15 protein-coding genes are annotated in these 15535 nt (G+C 67.2%); 7 read left to right on the forward strand and 8 right to left on the reverse strand.

Annotation, left to right across the window (positions count from 1 at the left end):
• Positions 1-14: 14 nt before the first annotated feature.
• On the reverse strand, positions 15-1718 hold the full coding sequence (locus QOL57_RS18275) for a proline--tRNA ligase (RefSeq protein ID WP_089238649.1): 1704 nt from the start codon (positions 1716-1718) through the stop codon (positions 15-17).
• A gap of 615 nt (positions 1719-2333) precedes the next feature.
• Complete coding sequence (locus QOL57_RS18280) at positions 2334-2711, reverse strand: DUF4124 domain-containing protein (RefSeq protein ID WP_089241170.1); 378 nt, start codon at positions 2709-2711, stop codon at positions 2334-2336.
• A gap of 80 nt (positions 2712-2791) precedes the next feature.
• Here QOL57_RS18280 and pssA point away from each other — a divergent pair, with 80 nt between their 5' ends.
• The 3 genes from pssA to rimI are packed head-to-tail and all read left to right on the forward strand — an operon-like array spanning position 2792 to position 4574.
• Positions 2792-3571: a CDP-diacylglycerol--serine O-phosphatidyltransferase gene (gene pssA, locus QOL57_RS18285; protein ID WP_089238651.1), complete on the forward strand. Its 780-nt coding sequence runs from the start codon at positions 2792-2794 to the stop codon at positions 3569-3571.
• A 53-nt stretch (positions 3572-3624) separates the two neighbouring features.
• Positions 3625-4080 carry a hypothetical protein gene (locus tag QOL57_RS18290; protein WP_176429882.1) on the forward strand — a complete coding sequence of 152 codons (456 nt, stop codon included), beginning with the start codon at positions 3625-3627 and terminating at the stop codon, positions 4078-4080.
• On the forward strand, positions 4077-4574 hold the full coding sequence (gene rimI / locus QOL57_RS18295; RefSeq protein WP_089238655.1) for a ribosomal protein S18-alanine N-acetyltransferase: 498 nt from the start codon (positions 4077-4079) through the stop codon (positions 4572-4574). The genes QOL57_RS18290 and rimI overlap by 4 nt, the downstream gene beginning before the upstream one ends.
• Before the next feature lie 58 nt (positions 4575-4632).
• On the opposite strand, the gene QOL57_RS18300 is transcribed toward rimI, so the two are convergent.
• The 5 genes from QOL57_RS18300 to QOL57_RS18320 form a co-directional block, all read right to left on the reverse strand.
• Positions 4633-5454, reverse strand: a complete 822-nt coding sequence (locus QOL57_RS18300; RefSeq protein ID WP_089238657.1) for an EamA family transporter — start codon at positions 5452-5454, stop codon at positions 4633-4635.
• Positions 5455-5610: 156 nt separating this feature from the next.
• Positions 5611-8439, reverse strand: a complete 2829-nt coding sequence (locus QOL57_RS18305; protein ID WP_089238659.1) for a valine--tRNA ligase — start codon at positions 8437-8439, stop codon at positions 5611-5613.
• A gap of 34 nt (positions 8440-8473) precedes the next feature.
• The gene (locus QOL57_RS18310; protein WP_025879360.1) at positions 8474-8665 is read right to left on the reverse strand and encodes a YqaE/Pmp3 family membrane protein; all 192 of its coding nucleotides are present in this window, start codon (positions 8663-8665) and stop codon (positions 8474-8476) included.
• A 19-nt stretch (positions 8666-8684) separates the two neighbouring features.
• Positions 8685-9110 (reverse strand): DNA polymerase III subunit chi, encoded by a 426-nt coding sequence (locus tag QOL57_RS18315; RefSeq protein ID WP_025879359.1) that lies wholly within the window; start codon positions 9108-9110, stop codon positions 8685-8687.
• A 97-nt stretch (positions 9111-9207) separates the two neighbouring features.
• The gene (locus QOL57_RS18320; protein ID WP_089238661.1) at positions 9208-10686 is read right to left on the reverse strand and encodes a leucyl aminopeptidase; all 1479 of its coding nucleotides are present in this window, start codon (positions 10684-10686) and stop codon (positions 9208-9210) included.
• Between the two features lie 104 nt (positions 10687-10790).
• Between QOL57_RS18320 and lptF the strand changes: the two genes are divergently transcribed.
• Together lptF and lptG are read left to right on the forward strand one after the other, a co-directional pair.
• On the forward strand, positions 10791-11873 hold the full coding sequence (gene lptF / locus QOL57_RS18325; protein ID WP_089238663.1) for an LPS export ABC transporter permease LptF: 1083 nt from the start codon (positions 10791-10793) through the stop codon (positions 11871-11873).
• Complete coding sequence (lptG, locus tag QOL57_RS18330) at positions 11870-12976, forward strand: LPS export ABC transporter permease LptG (protein WP_089238665.1); 1107 nt, start codon at positions 11870-11872, stop codon at positions 12974-12976. Before lptF ends, lptG begins: the two co-directional genes overlap by 4 nt.
• An 82-nt stretch (positions 12977-13058) precedes the next feature.
• Here lptG and QOL57_RS18335 read toward each other — a convergent pair whose 3' ends face one another.
• Positions 13059-13547 carry an RDD family protein gene (locus QOL57_RS18335; protein ID WP_089238667.1) on the reverse strand — a complete coding sequence of 163 codons (489 nt, stop codon included), beginning with the start codon at positions 13545-13547 and terminating at the stop codon, positions 13059-13061.
• Between the two features lie 56 nt (positions 13548-13603).
• Between QOL57_RS18335 and xerD the strand changes: the two genes are divergently transcribed.
• Positions 13604-14581, forward strand: a complete 978-nt coding sequence (xerD, locus tag QOL57_RS18340; protein ID WP_089238669.1) for a site-specific tyrosine recombinase XerD — start codon at positions 13604-13606, stop codon at positions 14579-14581.
• A gap of 99 nt (positions 14582-14680) precedes the next feature.
• Entirely contained in the window at positions 14681-15472 is a 792-nt protein-coding gene (locus QOL57_RS18345) for a DsbC family protein (RefSeq protein WP_089238671.1), read from the forward strand.
• The last annotated feature ends 63 nt before the right edge of the window (positions 15473-15535 follow it).

The raw sequence follows: 15535 nt of genomic DNA on the forward strand, positions 1-15535 counted from the left end.
CCGGTCTTTTCCGATCAATCCTGCAGGCGCTGCAGCAGGGTGGCCTTGTCCAGGCTCTCCGCTTCGGCCGCCCGACGCGAGCGGTACTCGAAGGTGCCTGCGGCCAGGCCGCGCTCGCTGACCACCACGCGGTGCGGGATGCCGATCAGTTCCATATCGGCAAACATCGCGCCCGGGCGCAGGCCGCGGTCGTCCAGTGCGGCATCCAGACCGGCGTCGCGCAGCTCCTGCAGCAGACCTGCAGCCGCATCGGCCACGCCCGCGTCGCCCTTCGGATTGATCACGCAGACCACCACCTGCCACGGCGCCATCGCGTCGGGCCAGATGATGCCGGCGTCATCGTGGTTCTGTTCGATCGCGGCGGCGACCACGCGCGAAATGCCGATGCCGTAGCAGCCCATCGTCATCACCGCAGCCTTGCCGTTCTCGTCCAGCACGGTGGCATCGAGCGCCTTCGCATAGGTGCGGCCCAGCTGGAACACGTGGCCGACTTCGATGCCGCGGGCGATTTTCAGTTCGCCGCCATCCAGCGCACGATCACCGGCACGCACGTTGCGGATGTCCGCCACTTCCGGTTCCGCCAGGTCGCGGCCCCAGTTGACGCCAGCCAGGTGGAAACCGGCCTCGTTGGCACCCACGACGAAGTCGGACATCGCCGCCACTTCGCGATCGGCGACCACGCGGATCGGCTTGGCCGGCGCGACCGGACCGAGGAAGCCCGGCACGCTGCCGAGGTAGTCGGCGATCTCTGCTTCGCTGGCAAAACGCTGTTCGTCCAGGCCGGCAACCTTGCCCAGCTTGATCTCATTGACCTCGTGGTCGCCACGCACCAGCACCAGCACGAACTGCTGTGCCTTGCCTTCACCGGCGATCAGCGCCACCGACTTCACGGTGCGCTGCAGGTCGATGCCGAGCAGGGCGGCAACGTCTTCGCAGGTTTTCTGGATCGGGGTCTCGACCTTGCGCAGCGCTTCGCTGGCCGCAGCGCGCGCGGCCGGATCGGCGGCAATGGCCGCTTCCATGTTGGCGGCGTAGTCCGAACCGGTGGAGAACACCAGCGCGTCTTCACCGGAATCGGCGATCACGTGGAATTCCTGCGAGGCGTCACCGCCGATCGCACCGGAATCGGCCTGCACCATGCGGAAGTCCAGACCCAGGCGGGTGAAGATGCGGCTGTAGGCCACCTTCATGTTTTCGTACTCACGCACGAGGTCTTCGTCGTGCAGGTGGAACGAATAGGCGTCCTTCATCAGGAACTCGCGCGCGCGCATCACACCGAAGCGCGGGCGGATCTCGTCGCGGAACTTGGTCTGGATCTGGTAGAAGTTCACCGGCAGCTGCTTGTAGCTGGACAATTCGCTGCGCGCGAAATCGCAGGCCGCTTCTTCGGCGGTGGGGCTGTAGCAGAAGGTCTGTTCCTTGCGGTCCTTGATCTTCAGCAGCTGCGGGCCGAACTTCTGCCAGCGGCCGGTCTGCTCCCACAGTTCCTTCGGCTGGATGGTCGGAATCTGGAATTCGACGGCACCGGCACGGTCCATTTCCTCGCGGACGATGCGTTCGACCTTGCGCAGCACGCGCAGGCCCAGCGGCGACCAGGTATAGAGGCCGGACGCGAGCTTGCGGATCATGCCCGCGCGCAGCATCAGCCGGTGGCTGGTCAGCTCGGCGTCGCTGGGGGTTTCCTTGGTGGTGTGCAGGTGGAACTGGGAGAGGCGCATCGTCGGCTTCGGTTTACGGCAGAGACACCTATTCTGCCAGCCCGGCCGGGGGAGGGGTATCGGCCGGGCTGCGCCCGGCACCCGCCGAATCAACGTCAACGTCAAAAGCGGGATTTCTGCGGGATGGCGGGGTGGGTCCGGTTGCGGGGGACGCCGTAAACCCATCCATGGGGGCTTGGCCGCGGCATCCATGCCGCGGACACCCCCGCAACCGGACCCACCCCGCCTTCGACAGATTTCTGCAATCTGTCTGGATGGCATGGCCTGCTCTATGGCATGGCCTGCTCTTGGTGGGTGTCGACCTTGGTCGACACCGTAGATCCACGCCATGCGTGGATGTTCTTCGTTCATTCGATCAATTTTCGAAATATTCGATTTCGATGGAGATTCATCCACGCATGGCGTGGATCTACTGGCCACCGGGAATCTGTCGAAGGCGGGGCACTGTGGGTTTGCGGGGTGTGAGCCGCATGGATGCGGCGACCAAGCCCCCATGGACGGGTTCACGGCGGCCCCGCAAACCCACAGTGCCCCGCCATCCCCCAGGAAGCCGCCGTTGCAGTTGCTCCGGCCGTTGCCTCCGCGGGTGCCGGGTGCCGCCCGGCCGATCCCCCCTTAACCCGCCGGTGGGCAGTACGCCTTGATTGCCGCCTCGGCCAGGCCCTTCTGCGCGCTGCGCTGATCAGGGGTAAGTGCGGTATCGGCCTTGCCGTCGCCATCGGTGTCCTGCATCACCGGGCCGCTGCCCTCCAGCAGCACCACGTTGGCGCGGGCGGTACTGCATTGTTCCGGTACCGGCGCGGCGGCAGGCTCCGGGGCCGCGTCCGTCGCCGGTGTCCTGGCCTGGGCTCGGGTCTCGTATTTGGCCCCGGTCGGCGGCGTTTCCGAATACTGGGTCACACCCTTGGCGTCCTTCCACTTGTAGACGGGGCCGGCCAGCGCAGTGGTACTGACCAACAGCAGCAGGCATCCCAGGCAGGACAGGGCACGCATGGCAAACTCCGCAGAATGGGCGTAGAACGCCGATTGCAGCATTGGCGCCGACCGCTGGCAAGTCGATTAAACTGGATTCCATGGACCCGATCACACCGCCGCCGCGCTCGCGCACGATTTACCTGCTGCCCAACCTGTTCACCACGGCTGGGCTGTTCTCTGGCTTCTACGCCATCATCGCCGCGGCCAACGGGGATTTCGTCAATGCCAGCATCGCCGTGTTCGTGGCGGCGGTGATGGATGGCCTCGATGGCCGTGTCGCGCGCCTGACCGGCACCAGCAGCGAGTTTGGCGTGCAGTACGACTCGCTGGCCGATCTGGTCAGCTTCGGCATGGCGCCGGCGCTGGTGATGTACCACTGGTCCCTGTCGGAACTGAAATACGACGGTGAGCTGGTCGGTCGCCTGGGCTGGGCCGTGGCGTTCCTGTACGCCGCCTGCGCGGCGCTGCGCCTGGCCCGCTTCAACACCCAGGTGGCCGTAGTCGACAAGCGCTGGTTCGTCGGCCTGGCCAGCCCGGCTGCCGCTGGCCTGATGATGTCCTTCGTGTGGGCCTTCGCCGATGGCACCTTGGGCTGGAACGGCAACGAGCTGCGCTTCGTGGCGCTGGCGGTGACCCTCGTCGCCGCGCTGCTGATGGTCAGCCGCATCCGCTTCTGGAGCTTCAAGGGCGGCGCTGCCAAGGAGGGGGCACGTTCAGACCGCGTCCCGTTCCTGGTGCTGGCGCTGGTGCCGATCGGCATCGCTATCGCGGTGATCGACCTGCCACGCGTGTTGCTCGTCGTCGGCATCCTCTACGCCCTGTCAGGCCCGGTGATGTGGGGCGTGCAGCGCCTGCGCAAGAAGCCCGAGGCAGCGTGAGCCAGGACCTGCCCGTGTTGTGGTCCCCGGCCCAGCAGGCCTGGCTGCAGGCCATGGGCTACACCGTCTATCACGACGGCCAGTTGGCCGCCGAAATGGACGCGGCATTGCAGCTGAGCGTGGCTGAAGCCGCGGCCTCGGCACCCGCGCCGGTCGCGCCGACGCGCACGGCGCCACCATCGATGCAGCACGCACCCAGCCAGCGTGACGCGGCGCCGGAACCTCGGCCCGAGCGCGCGCCACCACGCACTGCCGTGCCGGTGGCGGCGCCGGATACCGTACCGGCTGCGGCCCGTCCGCTGCCCGCCGGCAACGCGCGCCAGCCGCTGGTGCGCCTGCCTGATCGCCTGCAGATCGCGCTGTTGCGAGCGTCGGGCTGCAATCCGAACGACCCGGCCACACAGACGCTGATGGAAAGCTGGCCGCTGGAACAACTGCGTCGCGACCCTGCAGCCAAACGCGCGTTGTGGCCGCAGCTGCGCGCGCTGCGCAAGGGCGCAACCGCATGAGTGCGGTCAGCCAGCCCGGGCCGGTGGCGATGCGTGCGCTGCGCGAGAGCGATCTCAACGCGGTGATGGCCATCGAAGTGCGTGGTTATCCCTATCCGTGGACCCGCGGCATTTTCCTGGATTGCCTGCGCGCCGGTTACCCCGGCCTGGCCATGGAGCGCGATGGCCTGTTGATCGGCTATGGCGTGCTCAGCCTGGCTGCTGATGAAGCACATGTGCTGAACATCTGCATCGATCCGCTGGTGCAGTCGCGTGGGCTCGGCCGTGAGCTGCTGCGTGCGCTGGTCCGCCTGGCCGGTGATCGAGGCGCGCAGCGGGTGTTCCTGGAAGTGCGTCCGTCCAATACGCCAGCCCTGGCGCTGTATCACAGCGAAGGCTTCAACGAGATCGGCCGGCGCCCTCGCTATTACCCTGCTGCGCAGGGGCGCGAAGATGCACTGGTGATGGCGATCGAACTGGTGGACGGCGAGCTGGAGACGATGCCGCCGCTGTAATCGGCGTCGCGTGGCCGCTGCGCTCGCCGGGCATGGCCCGGCGCTACCGATGGGTTGTTTATGCCAACCGCAGCGCCAACACGCCAGCGACGATCAACGCCGCCGCCAGCCAACGCGCGCGCGGTACCCGCTCGCGTAGCAGGAACACCGAGATCAGCAGCGCGAACAGGATCGACGATTCGCGCAGCGCCGACACCATGGCCACCGGCACCTGGGTCATCGCCCACAGCGCCATCGCATACGATGCGGTGGTACCGATGCCGCCGGCCACGCCCAGCGGCCAGTGCTGGCGCGCATACGCCAGCAACTTGCCGCGCTGCCGATGCAGCGCCCACAGCGGCAACGGAATGCCCGACAGCAGGAACAGCCACAACGTGTAGCTCAGCGCATTGCCGGACAGCCGTGCGCCCTGCGCATCGACCAGCGTGTAGGTGGCGATCATCGCGGCGGTCAGCAACGGCAGCCGCAGCTGGCCGCTGCGTGCGCCGCGGGCCATGCACAGGATGCCGCCACTCACCAGGATGACGCCGAGCCAGGCCGACGGCGGCAGGCGTTCGCCGAGCGCGGCGCCGGCCAACGCAACCAGGATTGGCGCGCAGCCGCGCATCATCGGATACGCCAGGCTCATGTCGACCTGTTGGTAGCAGCGTGCGACCAACGCGTAGTACGTCACCTGCAGCAGCACCGACGCGCCCAGCCACGGCCAGCTTTCCACGGCGGGGAGGGGCAGCCACGGCAGGACGAGCGCAGACAACAGCGCGGCGCTGCCAGTGACCAGTACCGTGCCGAGGAATTTGTCCGGTCCGCGTTTGACGATCGCGTTCCAGCTGGCATGCAGTGCCGCGGCAGCGAGGACCAGCAGGAAGATGGAAAGTGGCATCGGGTGATGATGCCATGCGGGGAAAAATGAAACGCCGGGCATTGCCCGGCGTCAGCCTTGAAAATGTGCCAACCAAGGTTGGCGTTCTGGTAGGTGCCAACCTTGGTTGGCACGTCACAGCGGTGCGGACCAAGGTCCGCACCCACCACGGAGGCGTTACAGCTTCGCGCGCTGCTCGCGCAGGCCAGCCAGCTGGTTGTTCCAGTCGACCAGGCGCACGCGTTCCTGCTCGATCACCGCCGGCGGCACCTTGTCGGAGAACTTGGCCAGCTTGGTCTCGCTCTTTTCCTGCTCGCCTTCCACGCGCTTGATCTCCTTGTCCAGGCGCGCGCGCTCGGCATCGAGATCAACCAGGCCTTCCAGCGGTACCAGCAGCTTCAGCTCACCGACGATCGCGGCGGCTGCCGGCGGCGCACTCTGTGCATCGGCCAGCCACTGGATGCTGTCCAGCTTCAGCAGGAAAGTCAGCGAAGCACTGAAGCGCTCGATGCGCACGCGGTCCTGTTCCAGGCCGGCCAGCAGGCGCAGCGGCACCAGCTTGGACGGGGCGACGTTCAGTTCGCTGCGCACGCGGCGCACGGCACTGATCACCGCCTTCAACCATTCAACGTCAGCCTCGGCCTGCGCATGATCGCCCTCGAACTCGGCGGCGGTCGGGTACGGACGCAGCGACAGCGTGGTTTCGGCCAGGCCCAGGCGCGGGGCCAGCTGCTGCCACAGCTGTTCGGTGATGAACGGGGTCAGCGGGTGCAGCAGGCGCAGCAGCGCTTCCAGCACATACAACAGGGTGTGGCGGGTGCTGTCAGCGTCGGCAGCATCGGCGCCATTCAACGCCGGCTTGCTCAGCTCCAGGAACCAGTCGCAGAACTCGTTCCAGGCGAATTCGTACAGGCACTGCGCCAGCAGGTCGAAGCGATAGGCGGCGAAATGGCCCTGCGCTTCGGCGGTGGTAGCAGCCAGGCGCGAGAGGATCCAGCGCTCGGCATCGGTACGCGGCGTCGGCACGCCGGTGAACGCCGCACCTTCGGTGTTCATCAGCGTGAAGCGGCTGGCGTTCCACAGCTTGTTGCAGAAATTCTTGTAGCCCTCGGCGCGGTTCATGTCGAACTTGATGTCGCGGCCATGGGTGGCCAGCGCGGCGATGGTGAAACGCAGTGCATCGGCACCATGGGCGGCGATGCCGTCCGGGAATTCCTTGCGCGTGGCCTTCTCGATCTTCTCCACCATGCGCGGCTGCATCAGCCCGCCGGTGCGCTTGGCCACCAGATCATCGATGGTGATGCCGTCGATGATGTCCAGCGGATCGAGCACGTTGCCCTTGCTCTTGGACATCTTCTGGCCCTGGCCATCGCGGATCAGGCCGGTGAAGTAGACGTCCTTGAACGGCACTTTGCCGGTCAGGTTGTCGGTGGCCATGATCATGCGCGCCACCCAGAAGAAGATGATGTCGAAGCCGGTGATCAGCACCGACGACGGCAGGTAGCGGTCGAATCCGCGCTCGGCCATCGCCTGCTCGTTCGGCCAGCCCAGGGTGGAGAACGGCCACAGCTGCGAGGAGAACCAGGTCTCCAGCACGTCGCTTTCCTGGCTCAGCACGACGTCGCTGCCGAGATTGTGCTTCGCCCGCACTTCCGCTTCGCTGCGGCCGACGTAGCAGTTGCCGGTGGCGGCATCGAACCAAGCGGGAATGCGGTGGCCCCACCACAGCTGGCGGCTGATGCACCAATCCTGGATGTTGGTCATCCAGTGGCGGTAGGTGTTGATCCAGTTCGGCGGCACGAAGGCGATAGAACCGTCTTCGACCAGCTCGAGGCCACGCCGCGCCAGTTCGTCCATTTTCACGAACCACTGGTCGGTCAGGTACGGCTCGATCACCTGGCCGGTACGGTCGCCGCGCGGCACCTGCAGCTTGTGCGCCTTGGTCTCGACCAGGATCCCCAGGTCTTCCAGTTCACCCAGCACGGCCTTGCGCGCGTCGTAACGGTCCAGTCCCTGGAAACGTTCCGGCGCGTTGTCGTTGATCGCGGCCACCGGGGTGAACAGGTTGATCATCGGCAGGCTGTGGCGCACGCCCACCTGGTAATCGTTGAAATCATGCGCCGGGGTAACCTTGACCACGCCGGTACCGAACGCACGGTCCACGTAGTCGTCGGCGATCACCGGCACGCGGCGGCCGGTCAGCGGCAGCACCACGCTCTTGCCGATCAGGTGCAGGTAGCGCTCGTCTTCGGGATGCACCATCACCGCGGTGTCGCCCAGCAGGGTTTCCGGACGCGTAGTGGCGACCACCAGGTAATCGCGGGTTTCGCGCAGCGTCTCGACGCCGTCGGCATCGCGCTCGACGTGTTCGTAGCTCAGGCCTTCATCCAGCTGGTAGGCGATCGACCACAGGAAACCGTCTTCCTCGGCGCTCTCCACTTCCAGGTCCGAGATCGCGGTCTTCAGCACCGGGTCCCAGTTGACCAGGCGCTGGCCGCGGTAGATCAGGCCCTGTTCGTGCCAGCGCACGAAGGCTTCGATCACCGCTTCGGACGGCTGCGGGTCCATGGTGAAGGTGCTGCGCGACCAGTCGGCCGAGGTGCCGAGGCGGCGCATCTGCCGTTCGATGATGTCGCCGGACTGCTGCTTCCACTCCCACACCTTGCCGATGAAGCCCTCGCGGCCCAGCGAATCGCGGGTCTCACCGTTGCCTTCCAGCGCCAGGTTGCGGCTGACCACCATCTCGGTGGCGATGCCGGCGTGGTCGGTACCGACCTGCCACAGCGTGTCGTAGCCGCGCATGCGGTGGTAGCGCACCAGCGCATCCATCAGGGTCTGCTGGAAGGCATGGCCCATGTGCAGGGTGCCGGTCACGTTCGGCGGCGGCAGCAGGATGGTGTACGGCTCGCCCTTGCCGGACGGCTTGAAATGGCCGGCCTTCTCCCAGGCCTCGTAGAGGTCGGTCTCGAAGGACTTCGGGTCGTAGCTGGAGGCGAGTTGGGTCATGCGGGGGAACCAGTCATCAAGGCGGGAAGGGAGATCAGCGCGACCCGAGGGTGCGCCGGATCTTCTGGTCGGTGTGGTACTGGCTGACCGAATAGGCAGCCCAGATCGCGGCAGGCAGCCAGCCGATCAGGGTGATCTGCAGGATCAGGCAGACGATGCCGGCAAACGGCCGGCCGATGGTGAAAAAGGACAGCCAGGGAAGAATCAGGGCGATCAGCAGGCGCATCAAGGGGTCCTCGCAGGGCTTACATGTCGTGCTTGTTCAGGTCGTAACCGGCGGTCTTGTACTGGCGCCAGCGCTCGCGCAGCGGTTCGCGCGCTTCCGGATCGGCCGGCACCACTTCCAGCACGCGCTCGCATTGGCCCAGCCAGGGCTCGTCGCGCAGGTTGATCACCAGCGGCCGCACGGGCGCCTCGCCACCGGGCGGGGCGATCAGCACCAGCGCCTCTTCCTCGTCCACATCCTCACCCACGATCTGGTGCGGAATGTAGGCATCGTCGTCGAACGACCAGAGAAGTTCGTCGAGTTCTTCGGCTTGGGCCTGGTCGCGGGCCAGCACCAGGGTGAACAACCCGGCGTCGTTGGCCTTGCGCGCCAGCTCGCAGACCAGGCGCAGTGGCTCGGTCAGGAAGCGGGGCTTGGCGATCAGGTAGAAGTCGGCGCGGGGCATGGCGGCATCCAGGTGAGGCAGGTGCCGATCCATGCCGGCTGACGGCTGGAGCGGCGAGGCCCCGGCCGGCGGTTGCCGGCCAGGGTCAGGTACAGCGTCAGGCGCGGGCGACCTGGTCCAGCAACCACTGGCTCAGCAAGCCGACCGGACGGCCGGTGGCCATGCCACGCTTGCCTTCATCGCTGGCCACGCCGGCGATGTCCAGATGGGCCCAGCGCTGGCCTTCGGCGAAGCGCGACAGGAAGCAGCCCGCGGTGATGGCACCGGCCCAGCGGCCGCCGATGTTGTAGACGTCGGCGAAGCTGGAATCCAGCATCGGCTGGTATTCGTCCCACAGCGGCAGGCGCCAGGCGCGGTCGAAGACCTGTTCGCCGGCGGCCAGCAGCTCGTTGGCCAGGTCGTCATGCTTGCTCATCAGGCCGGCGGTCTGGTGGCCGAGGGCGACCAGGCAGGCGCCGGTCAGGGTGGCCACGTCGACCAGTGCCTGCGGCTCGAAGCGCTGCGCGTAGGTCAGGGCGTCGCACAGGATCAGGCGGCCTTCGGCGTCGGTGTTGCCGACTTCGATGGTCTTGCCCGACATCGAGGTGATGACGTCGGACGGACGGTAGGCGTTGCCGTCGATGGCGTTTTCCACCGCCGGCACCACCACGACAAGGTTCAACGGCAGCTTGGCCTTGACCGCGGCGACGAAGGTGCCGATGACGTTGGCGCCACCGCACATGTCGTACTTCATCTCTTCGATGCCGCCCTGGGTCTTCAGGTTGACGCCACCGGTATCGAAGGTGATGCCCTTGCCGACCAGCACGTAGGGCTTGGCGTCGCCGCCATTGCTCCACTTCAGCACGACCAGGCGCGGGCGGTTGGCCGAGCCACGGGCCACGGCCAGCAGCGAGCCCATGCCCAGCGCTTCCATCTGGGTCTCGTCGAGGATCTCGGCTTCGGCACCGTCATGCTCGCCGGCGAATTTCACGCCCACTTCAGCCAGGTAGGCCGGGGTGCAGTAGTTCGGCGGCAGGTTGCCCAGCTCGCGGGCGAACTCGACACCGGCAGCGATGGCCTGGCCCTGCGCCAGGGCCTGCGCATCCTCACCGGCGATGGCCAGCTGCGCCAGGCCGGCATCGTCGGCCTTCTTCTTGCCCAGGGTGGCGGTGTAGCGGTAGGCCGCGTGGTCGGCGGCAATCACCGCCTGGCGGATCGCCCAGGCCGCGTCGCGGTCCTTTACCGCCACCTCGGACAGGGTGAACAGTGCGCTGCGCGCAGCGCCGGCCTTCAGCGCGCGCACGGCATCACCGACTGCCTTCAGGTACTGCGGCACGCCGAAGCGGGCGGCATCGCCGAGGCCGACCACCAGCACGCGCGGGGCGGTCACGCCCGGCAGATCGTGCAGCAGGGTGGTGGCGCCGGTCTTGCCGGACAGGTCGCCGCGCTGGGCCAGGGCGGCGAGGCGGCCACCGCTTGCAGCATCCAGTGCCTGCGCGGACGCAGTCAGGGTATGGTCGGCATAGGCGCCGACGACGAGGCAGTCAACGGCGGCCGAAGCCGCAGCGAGGTGGTTCAGGGTGAATTCGAGAGCCATTGAGCAGATTCCATTGGCAAGTCCGTACAATCGCGGACCGTTTACGCCCAGACGCTAGACTGGGCGGCACCGCGAACGAACCTGAGAGTTTAAACCACCGCCCCATGTTGAAGCTCGACCGCTATCTATTGGGCGATTTCGTCCAGAGTTTCCTGGCTACCCTGATCGTCCTGCTGGTGGTCAGCGTGGGCGGCGTGCTGGTGGACATCCTCGGCAACATCGCCGACGGGCGGCTGCCGGCCAAGCTGCTGTTCTCGCAGCTGGGCCTGCAGTTCATCGTCTACATGCCGCTGATCCTGCCGCTGGCACTGATGCTGGGCCTGCTGCTGGCCATCGCCCGCCTCTACCGCGACTCGGAAATGGCGGTCATCACCGCCATTGGTGTCGGCCCCAAGCGCCTGCTCAAGCCCCTGCTGCTGCTGGTGCTGCCGGTGATCGCGGTGGTCGGCGCCTGTTCGTTGTGGCTGGGGCCTTGGGCTCAGCGCACCGCCGAACAGATGATCCAGGACGCCAACCGCAGCGTGCTGATGGCCGGCCTGGAGCCGGGCCGGTTCACCCCGCTGCCCAATGGTGGCGTGGTCTACGTCGCCTCGATCTCCCCCGATGGCAGCCAGCTGGGCCGGGTGTTCCTGCAGCGGCAGAAGGAGGATCGCCTTGAAGTGGTGTCCGCCGCCGGTGGCCGCATGTACTTCGAAGGCGCCCGCCAGCGCTTCCTCGAACTGGATGATGGCCACCAGCTGGAAGGGCCGGCCGCCGGTGCACTGGATTACCGTCTGGCGACCTTCGCCCGCAACGACGTGGCGCTGCCCGACGGCAGTGAGGCGCGCAAGAGTGATGATCCCGAACTGATGCCGACCACCGCGCTGATCGGCGACAAGCGCCCCGAGGCGCAGGCACAGCTGCATCGCCGCCTGGCCCCGCCGCTGATCGCGCTGGCCTTCGCCCTGCTGACCGTGCCGCTGGGCCGCAGTTCGCCGCGCCAGCAGCGCTACGGGCGGATGATGCTGGCCCTGCTGGCCTACATGGTTGGCACCAACCTTATGTTCATCGGCAGTGGCTGGATTGCCAATGGCCAGATTCCGCCGGCGCTTGGCCTGTGGTGGCTGACCCTGCCGCTGCTGGCACTGGCGATCTGGATGTACGCGCGTGACGGCCGCATGGCCCGCCCGAATGGAGCCCGCGCATGATGCTGCGACCGATGCGTTTCGATCTGTACCTGGGCCGGGCGGTGCTGGGTACCGTGCTGCTGACCTGGGCGGTGCTGGTCGGCCTGGACGTGCTGATGGCCTTCTCCGGCGAGTTCAAGGACATCGGCAAGAACGGCTATTCGCTGGGCCATGCTGCAGCCTGGGTGCTGTACACCGTGCCGCGCCGGGCCTACACGATGTTCCCGACCGCGGCGGTGATCGGTGCGCTGATGGGCCTAGGCCAGCTGGCCGCGACCTCGGAGCTGACCGCGCTGCGCGCGCTGGGCCTGTCGCGCAAGCGCCTGAGCGTGTCGGTGGCGATCGCCCTGTCGCTGCTGACCGGGCTGATGGTGATCAGTGCCGAGACCCTGGGGCCCTGGGGCCAGAACCGCGCCGATTCGCTGAAGATGAGTGCCAAGTGGGGCACCGACATGGCGGTGGCGCGTTACTCCGGCCTGTGGGCGCGCGAGGGTGACACCTTCCTCAACGCACAGACGGGCGAAGAACAGCTGGTCGGCGACAAGGGCACCCGGCTGATTCTGCGTGACGTGCGCCTCTACAGGATCAACGAGGACGGGCGGGTCGGCACCTTGACCCATGCCGCCACCGCCGAGCATGACAAGGACGGCTGGGTGCTGACCGGCGTGCGCCGCGACACCTTCGGCGAGCGTTCGGCAACGCGCCAGGAAGTGGCCCGTGAGCCGTGGAATTCCAAGCTGGATGCCGGGGCGCTGGCCACCGGCATCGCCAAGCCGCGCAACCTGAGCGTGTCCGAACTGAGCACCAGCATCGCCTACCGCGAGCGCAACGGGCTGGATGCACGCGACTATGAGGATGTGTACTGGAGCCGCTGGTTCTATCCGTTGAATGTGCTGGCGCTGTGCTTGGCGGCGGTGCCGTTCGCGTTCGGTTCGCTGCGCAGTGGCGGCATGGGCAAGCGCCTGTTCCTGGGCATCCTGTTCGCGCTGGCGTTCTGGCTGCTGCAGCTGTTCTTCGGCCGCATGGCCGGTGCGCTGAAGTTCGATTACCGCATTGCCTATGCGCTGCCGCCGATCGTGATGCTGGCGGTGTCCGGATTGTTGTTCCGGCGCAAATCGGGCTGATTCCGGTAGCGCCGGGCCATGCCCGGCGAAGGTGTGCGATACCCCGCATCCGCCGGGCATGGCCCGGCGCTATCGGCACAGGTCAGCGCTTTGGTATCCGCAGCATCCTCGTGGCGCTCGCGCGGTCGTGCCAGGTCAGTCGCTGGCGATCCACCAGCGCCCACCAGAAGCCCAGCCCGCCCAGCAGCAACGACAGCGTACCCACCGCGAACCGCAGCCACAGCTGGCCGCGTCGCAACGGCGTGCCATCGCGTGATTCCAGCTTCAAGCGCCACGGGCGCATGCCCAAGGTCTGCCCGCCGCGCCGCCAGCTGGCGGTGGCATACCACCCGGTCATGCCCCAGCACACTACCCACAGCAGCCATTGCCATGCGCTGAAAGGCGCGATGTTGTCGCGCTGCGCATGGCCGCTGAACGTATAGGCCAGGGTGAAAACGGTGCCGGCCAGCATCCACAAGGCCAGCACCGGCAACGCGTCATAGATCATCGCCAGCAGGCGCCACAGCAGCAGCGCGCGCGGGCGGGGCGTATCAGCGGCGACATGGGCCGCATCGGTGGCGGGGCTCGACATGTGCCGAGCATACGCAATGCTGGCCGTGCCCGCAGTCGGCCTCGTATCCTGCGTGCATGGCCGCCACTTCCACTCCCGCCGAACGTCGTCAGCTGGTCCAGCAACTGCCCGAGCTGCGCGGTGAGGACAGCCAGCGCATCCAGCGTTTCCTTGACGCGATCTGGGCCGAGCACGGCCTGGCCCGCGCCACGCTGGACAGCTACCGCCGCGACCTTGAAGGCCTGGCGCGCTGGTGTGATGGGCGCGACGGTGGTCTGGCCGGTGTTGAACGCGCCGGCCTGTTCGATTACCTGGCCTGGCGCACCCGCCACAACTGGTCGCCGCGCAGCAATGCGCGCCTGTTGTCGGCGCTGCGCGCGTTCTTCGCCGATGTCGTGCGGCGTGGCGAACGCAGTGAAGATCCCAGCGCACTGCTCGACCCACCCAAGCTGCCACGGCTGCTGCCCAAGGCGCTGGCCGAGAGCCAGATCGATGCGCTGCTGGCGGCGCCGGATATCGACAGTCCGCTCGGCCTGCGCGACCGCGCCATGCTGGAACTGATGTATGCCGCCGGGCTGCGCGTGAGCGAGCTGGTGCTGCTGCCCGCCACGGCGGTGAATCTGCGCCAGGGCGTGCTGCGGGTGACCGGCAAGGGCAGCAAGGAGCGCCTGGTGCCGCTGGGCGAGGAGTCGCAGTATTGGCTGGAACGCTATCTGCAGCAGTCGCGACCGCAACTGGTGGGCAAGGGCAAGGTGCAGGCGCTGGCCGACGGGCAGACGCCCTTGTTCATCGAACCGGCCCTGCATGGCTTGACCCGCCAGGCGTTCTGGCACCTGGTCAAGCGCTATGCGGTGGTGGCCGGTATCGACCCGGCGCGGATCAGCCCGCATGGCCTGCGGCACAGTTTCGCCACCCACCTGCTGAACCGTGGCGCCGATCTGCGCGCGCTGCAGATGCTGCTGGGCCACAGCTCGCTGTCCACCACCCAGATCTACACGCTGGTCGCACGCGAACACCTGCAGAAACTGCACGCCCGCCATCATCCACGCGGCTGAGCCCACGGCTGAACCCTGCCGGGCCTGTGCGCGGCATCGCGGACCGCTCAGGATGGCTGTGTCAGAATCCGAAGTCTTCTTTCTGCTGCGGACTGCTCCATGCTCCGATTCGCCATCGCCGCCGTGTTCGGCGCGCTCAGCCTGAGTGCCTGCGCCCAGCCCGCCCCGCCCGCCGCAAAGGCGCCCGCCGCAGCGGCAGCCAAGGCCGGTCCTGCCGGCGCGGCCAATGGCCCGGCCGAGCAGGCCGTGCGCAAGGCACTGACCGAGCTCAACCCCGGCTTCCAGGTGGACTACATCGGCGCCGCGCCCTTCCCGGGCTTCCGTGAAGTGGTGGTCTCCGGCCAGCTGCTGTACGTCTCCGACGACGGCCGTTACCTGTTCCAGTCGCAGCCCTACGACACCCGCGCCAAGAGCCCGGCCAACAGCGAAGGCCTGCTGGGCTACCGTCGCGACCTGCTGGCCAAGGCCAATCATGGTGACCGCATCGTGTTCGCCGCGCCGAACGCGAAATACACCATCAGCGTGTTCACCGATATCGAATGCGGCTACTGCCGCAAGCTGCACCAGGACATCGCCGAGCTCAACCGCAACGGTATCACCGTTGAATACCTGGCCTTCCCGCGCATGGGGCTGGGCAGCAAGGATTACACCGACATGATCTCGGTCTGGTGCGCGGCCGATCGTCGCCAGGCCCTGACCAATGCCAAGCGCGGTGGCACGGTGGCCGCGAAGAACTGCACCAACCCGGTGGCGATGCAGTACGCCCTGGGCCAGCAGTTGGGCGTGAACGGTACGCCGGCCATCTTCGCGCCGGATGGCACCCAGCTCGGCGGCTACCTGCCGCCGGCGCAGCTGCGTGCCGCGTTGGAGAAACTTTCGGCCAAGCGCTGACCGCCGCTGACCTTTTTCTGTAGAGCCGAGCCCATGCTCGGCTGCGGACACATCAGCCGAGCA

It is taken from the genome of Stenotrophomonas sp. yr243, assembly GCF_900184195.1.
In the GTDB taxonomy this organism is placed as follows: Bacteria; Pseudomonadota; Gammaproteobacteria; order Xanthomonadales; family Xanthomonadaceae; genus Stenotrophomonas; species Stenotrophomonas lactitubi.

What these genes read in the sequence shown, in the direction of transcription:
- QOL57_RS18275 (WP_089238649.1), bottom strand. Translation starts at nt 1,718, where the DNA reads ATGCGCCTCTCCCAGTTCCACCTGCACACCACCAAGGAAACCCCCAGC.
- xerD (WP_089238669.1), top strand. Translation starts at nt 13,604, where the DNA reads ATGGCCGCCACTTCCACTCCCGCCGAACGTCGTCAGCTGGTCCAGCAA.
- lptF (WP_089238663.1), top strand. Translation starts at nt 10,791, where the DNA reads ATGTTGAAGCTCGACCGCTATCTATTGGGCGATTTCGTCCAGAGTTTC.
- lptG (WP_089238665.1), top strand. Translation starts at nt 11,870, where the DNA reads ATGATGCTGCGACCGATGCGTTTCGATCTGTACCTGGGCCGGGCGGTG.
- QOL57_RS18300 (WP_089238657.1), bottom strand. Translation starts at nt 5,454, where the DNA reads ATGCCACTTTCCATCTTCCTGCTGGTCCTCGCTGCCGCGGCACTGCAT.
- QOL57_RS18290 (WP_176429882.1), top strand. Translation starts at nt 3,625, where the DNA reads ATGGGCTACACCGTCTATCACGACGGCCAGTTGGCCGCCGAAATGGAC.
- QOL57_RS18310 (WP_025879360.1), bottom strand. Translation starts at nt 8,665, where the DNA reads ATGCGCCTGCTGATCGCCCTGATTCTTCCCTGGCTGTCCTTTTTCACC.
- pssA (WP_089238651.1), top strand. Translation starts at nt 2,792, where the DNA reads ATGGACCCGATCACACCGCCGCCGCGCTCGCGCACGATTTACCTGCTG.
- QOL57_RS18315 (WP_025879359.1), bottom strand. Translation starts at nt 9,110, where the DNA reads ATGCCCCGCGCCGACTTCTACCTGATCGCCAAGCCCCGCTTCCTGACC.
- QOL57_RS18320 (WP_089238661.1), bottom strand. Translation starts at nt 10,686, where the DNA reads ATGGCTCTCGAATTCACCCTGAACCACCTCGCTGCGGCTTCGGCCGCC.
- QOL57_RS18280 (WP_089241170.1), bottom strand. Translation starts at nt 2,711, where the DNA reads ATGCGTGCCCTGTCCTGCCTGGGATGCCTGCTGCTGTTGGTCAGTACC.
- QOL57_RS18305 (WP_089238659.1), bottom strand. Translation starts at nt 8,439, where the DNA reads ATGACCCAACTCGCCTCCAGCTACGACCCGAAGTCCTTCGAGACCGAC.
- QOL57_RS18345 (WP_089238671.1), top strand. Translation starts at nt 14,681, where the DNA reads ATGCTCCGATTCGCCATCGCCGCCGTGTTCGGCGCGCTCAGCCTGAGT.
- rimI (WP_089238655.1), top strand. Translation starts at nt 4,077, where the DNA reads ATGAGTGCGGTCAGCCAGCCCGGGCCGGTGGCGATGCGTGCGCTGCGC.
- QOL57_RS18335 (WP_089238667.1), bottom strand. Translation starts at nt 13,547, where the DNA reads ATGTCGAGCCCCGCCACCGATGCGGCCCATGTCGCCGCTGATACGCCC.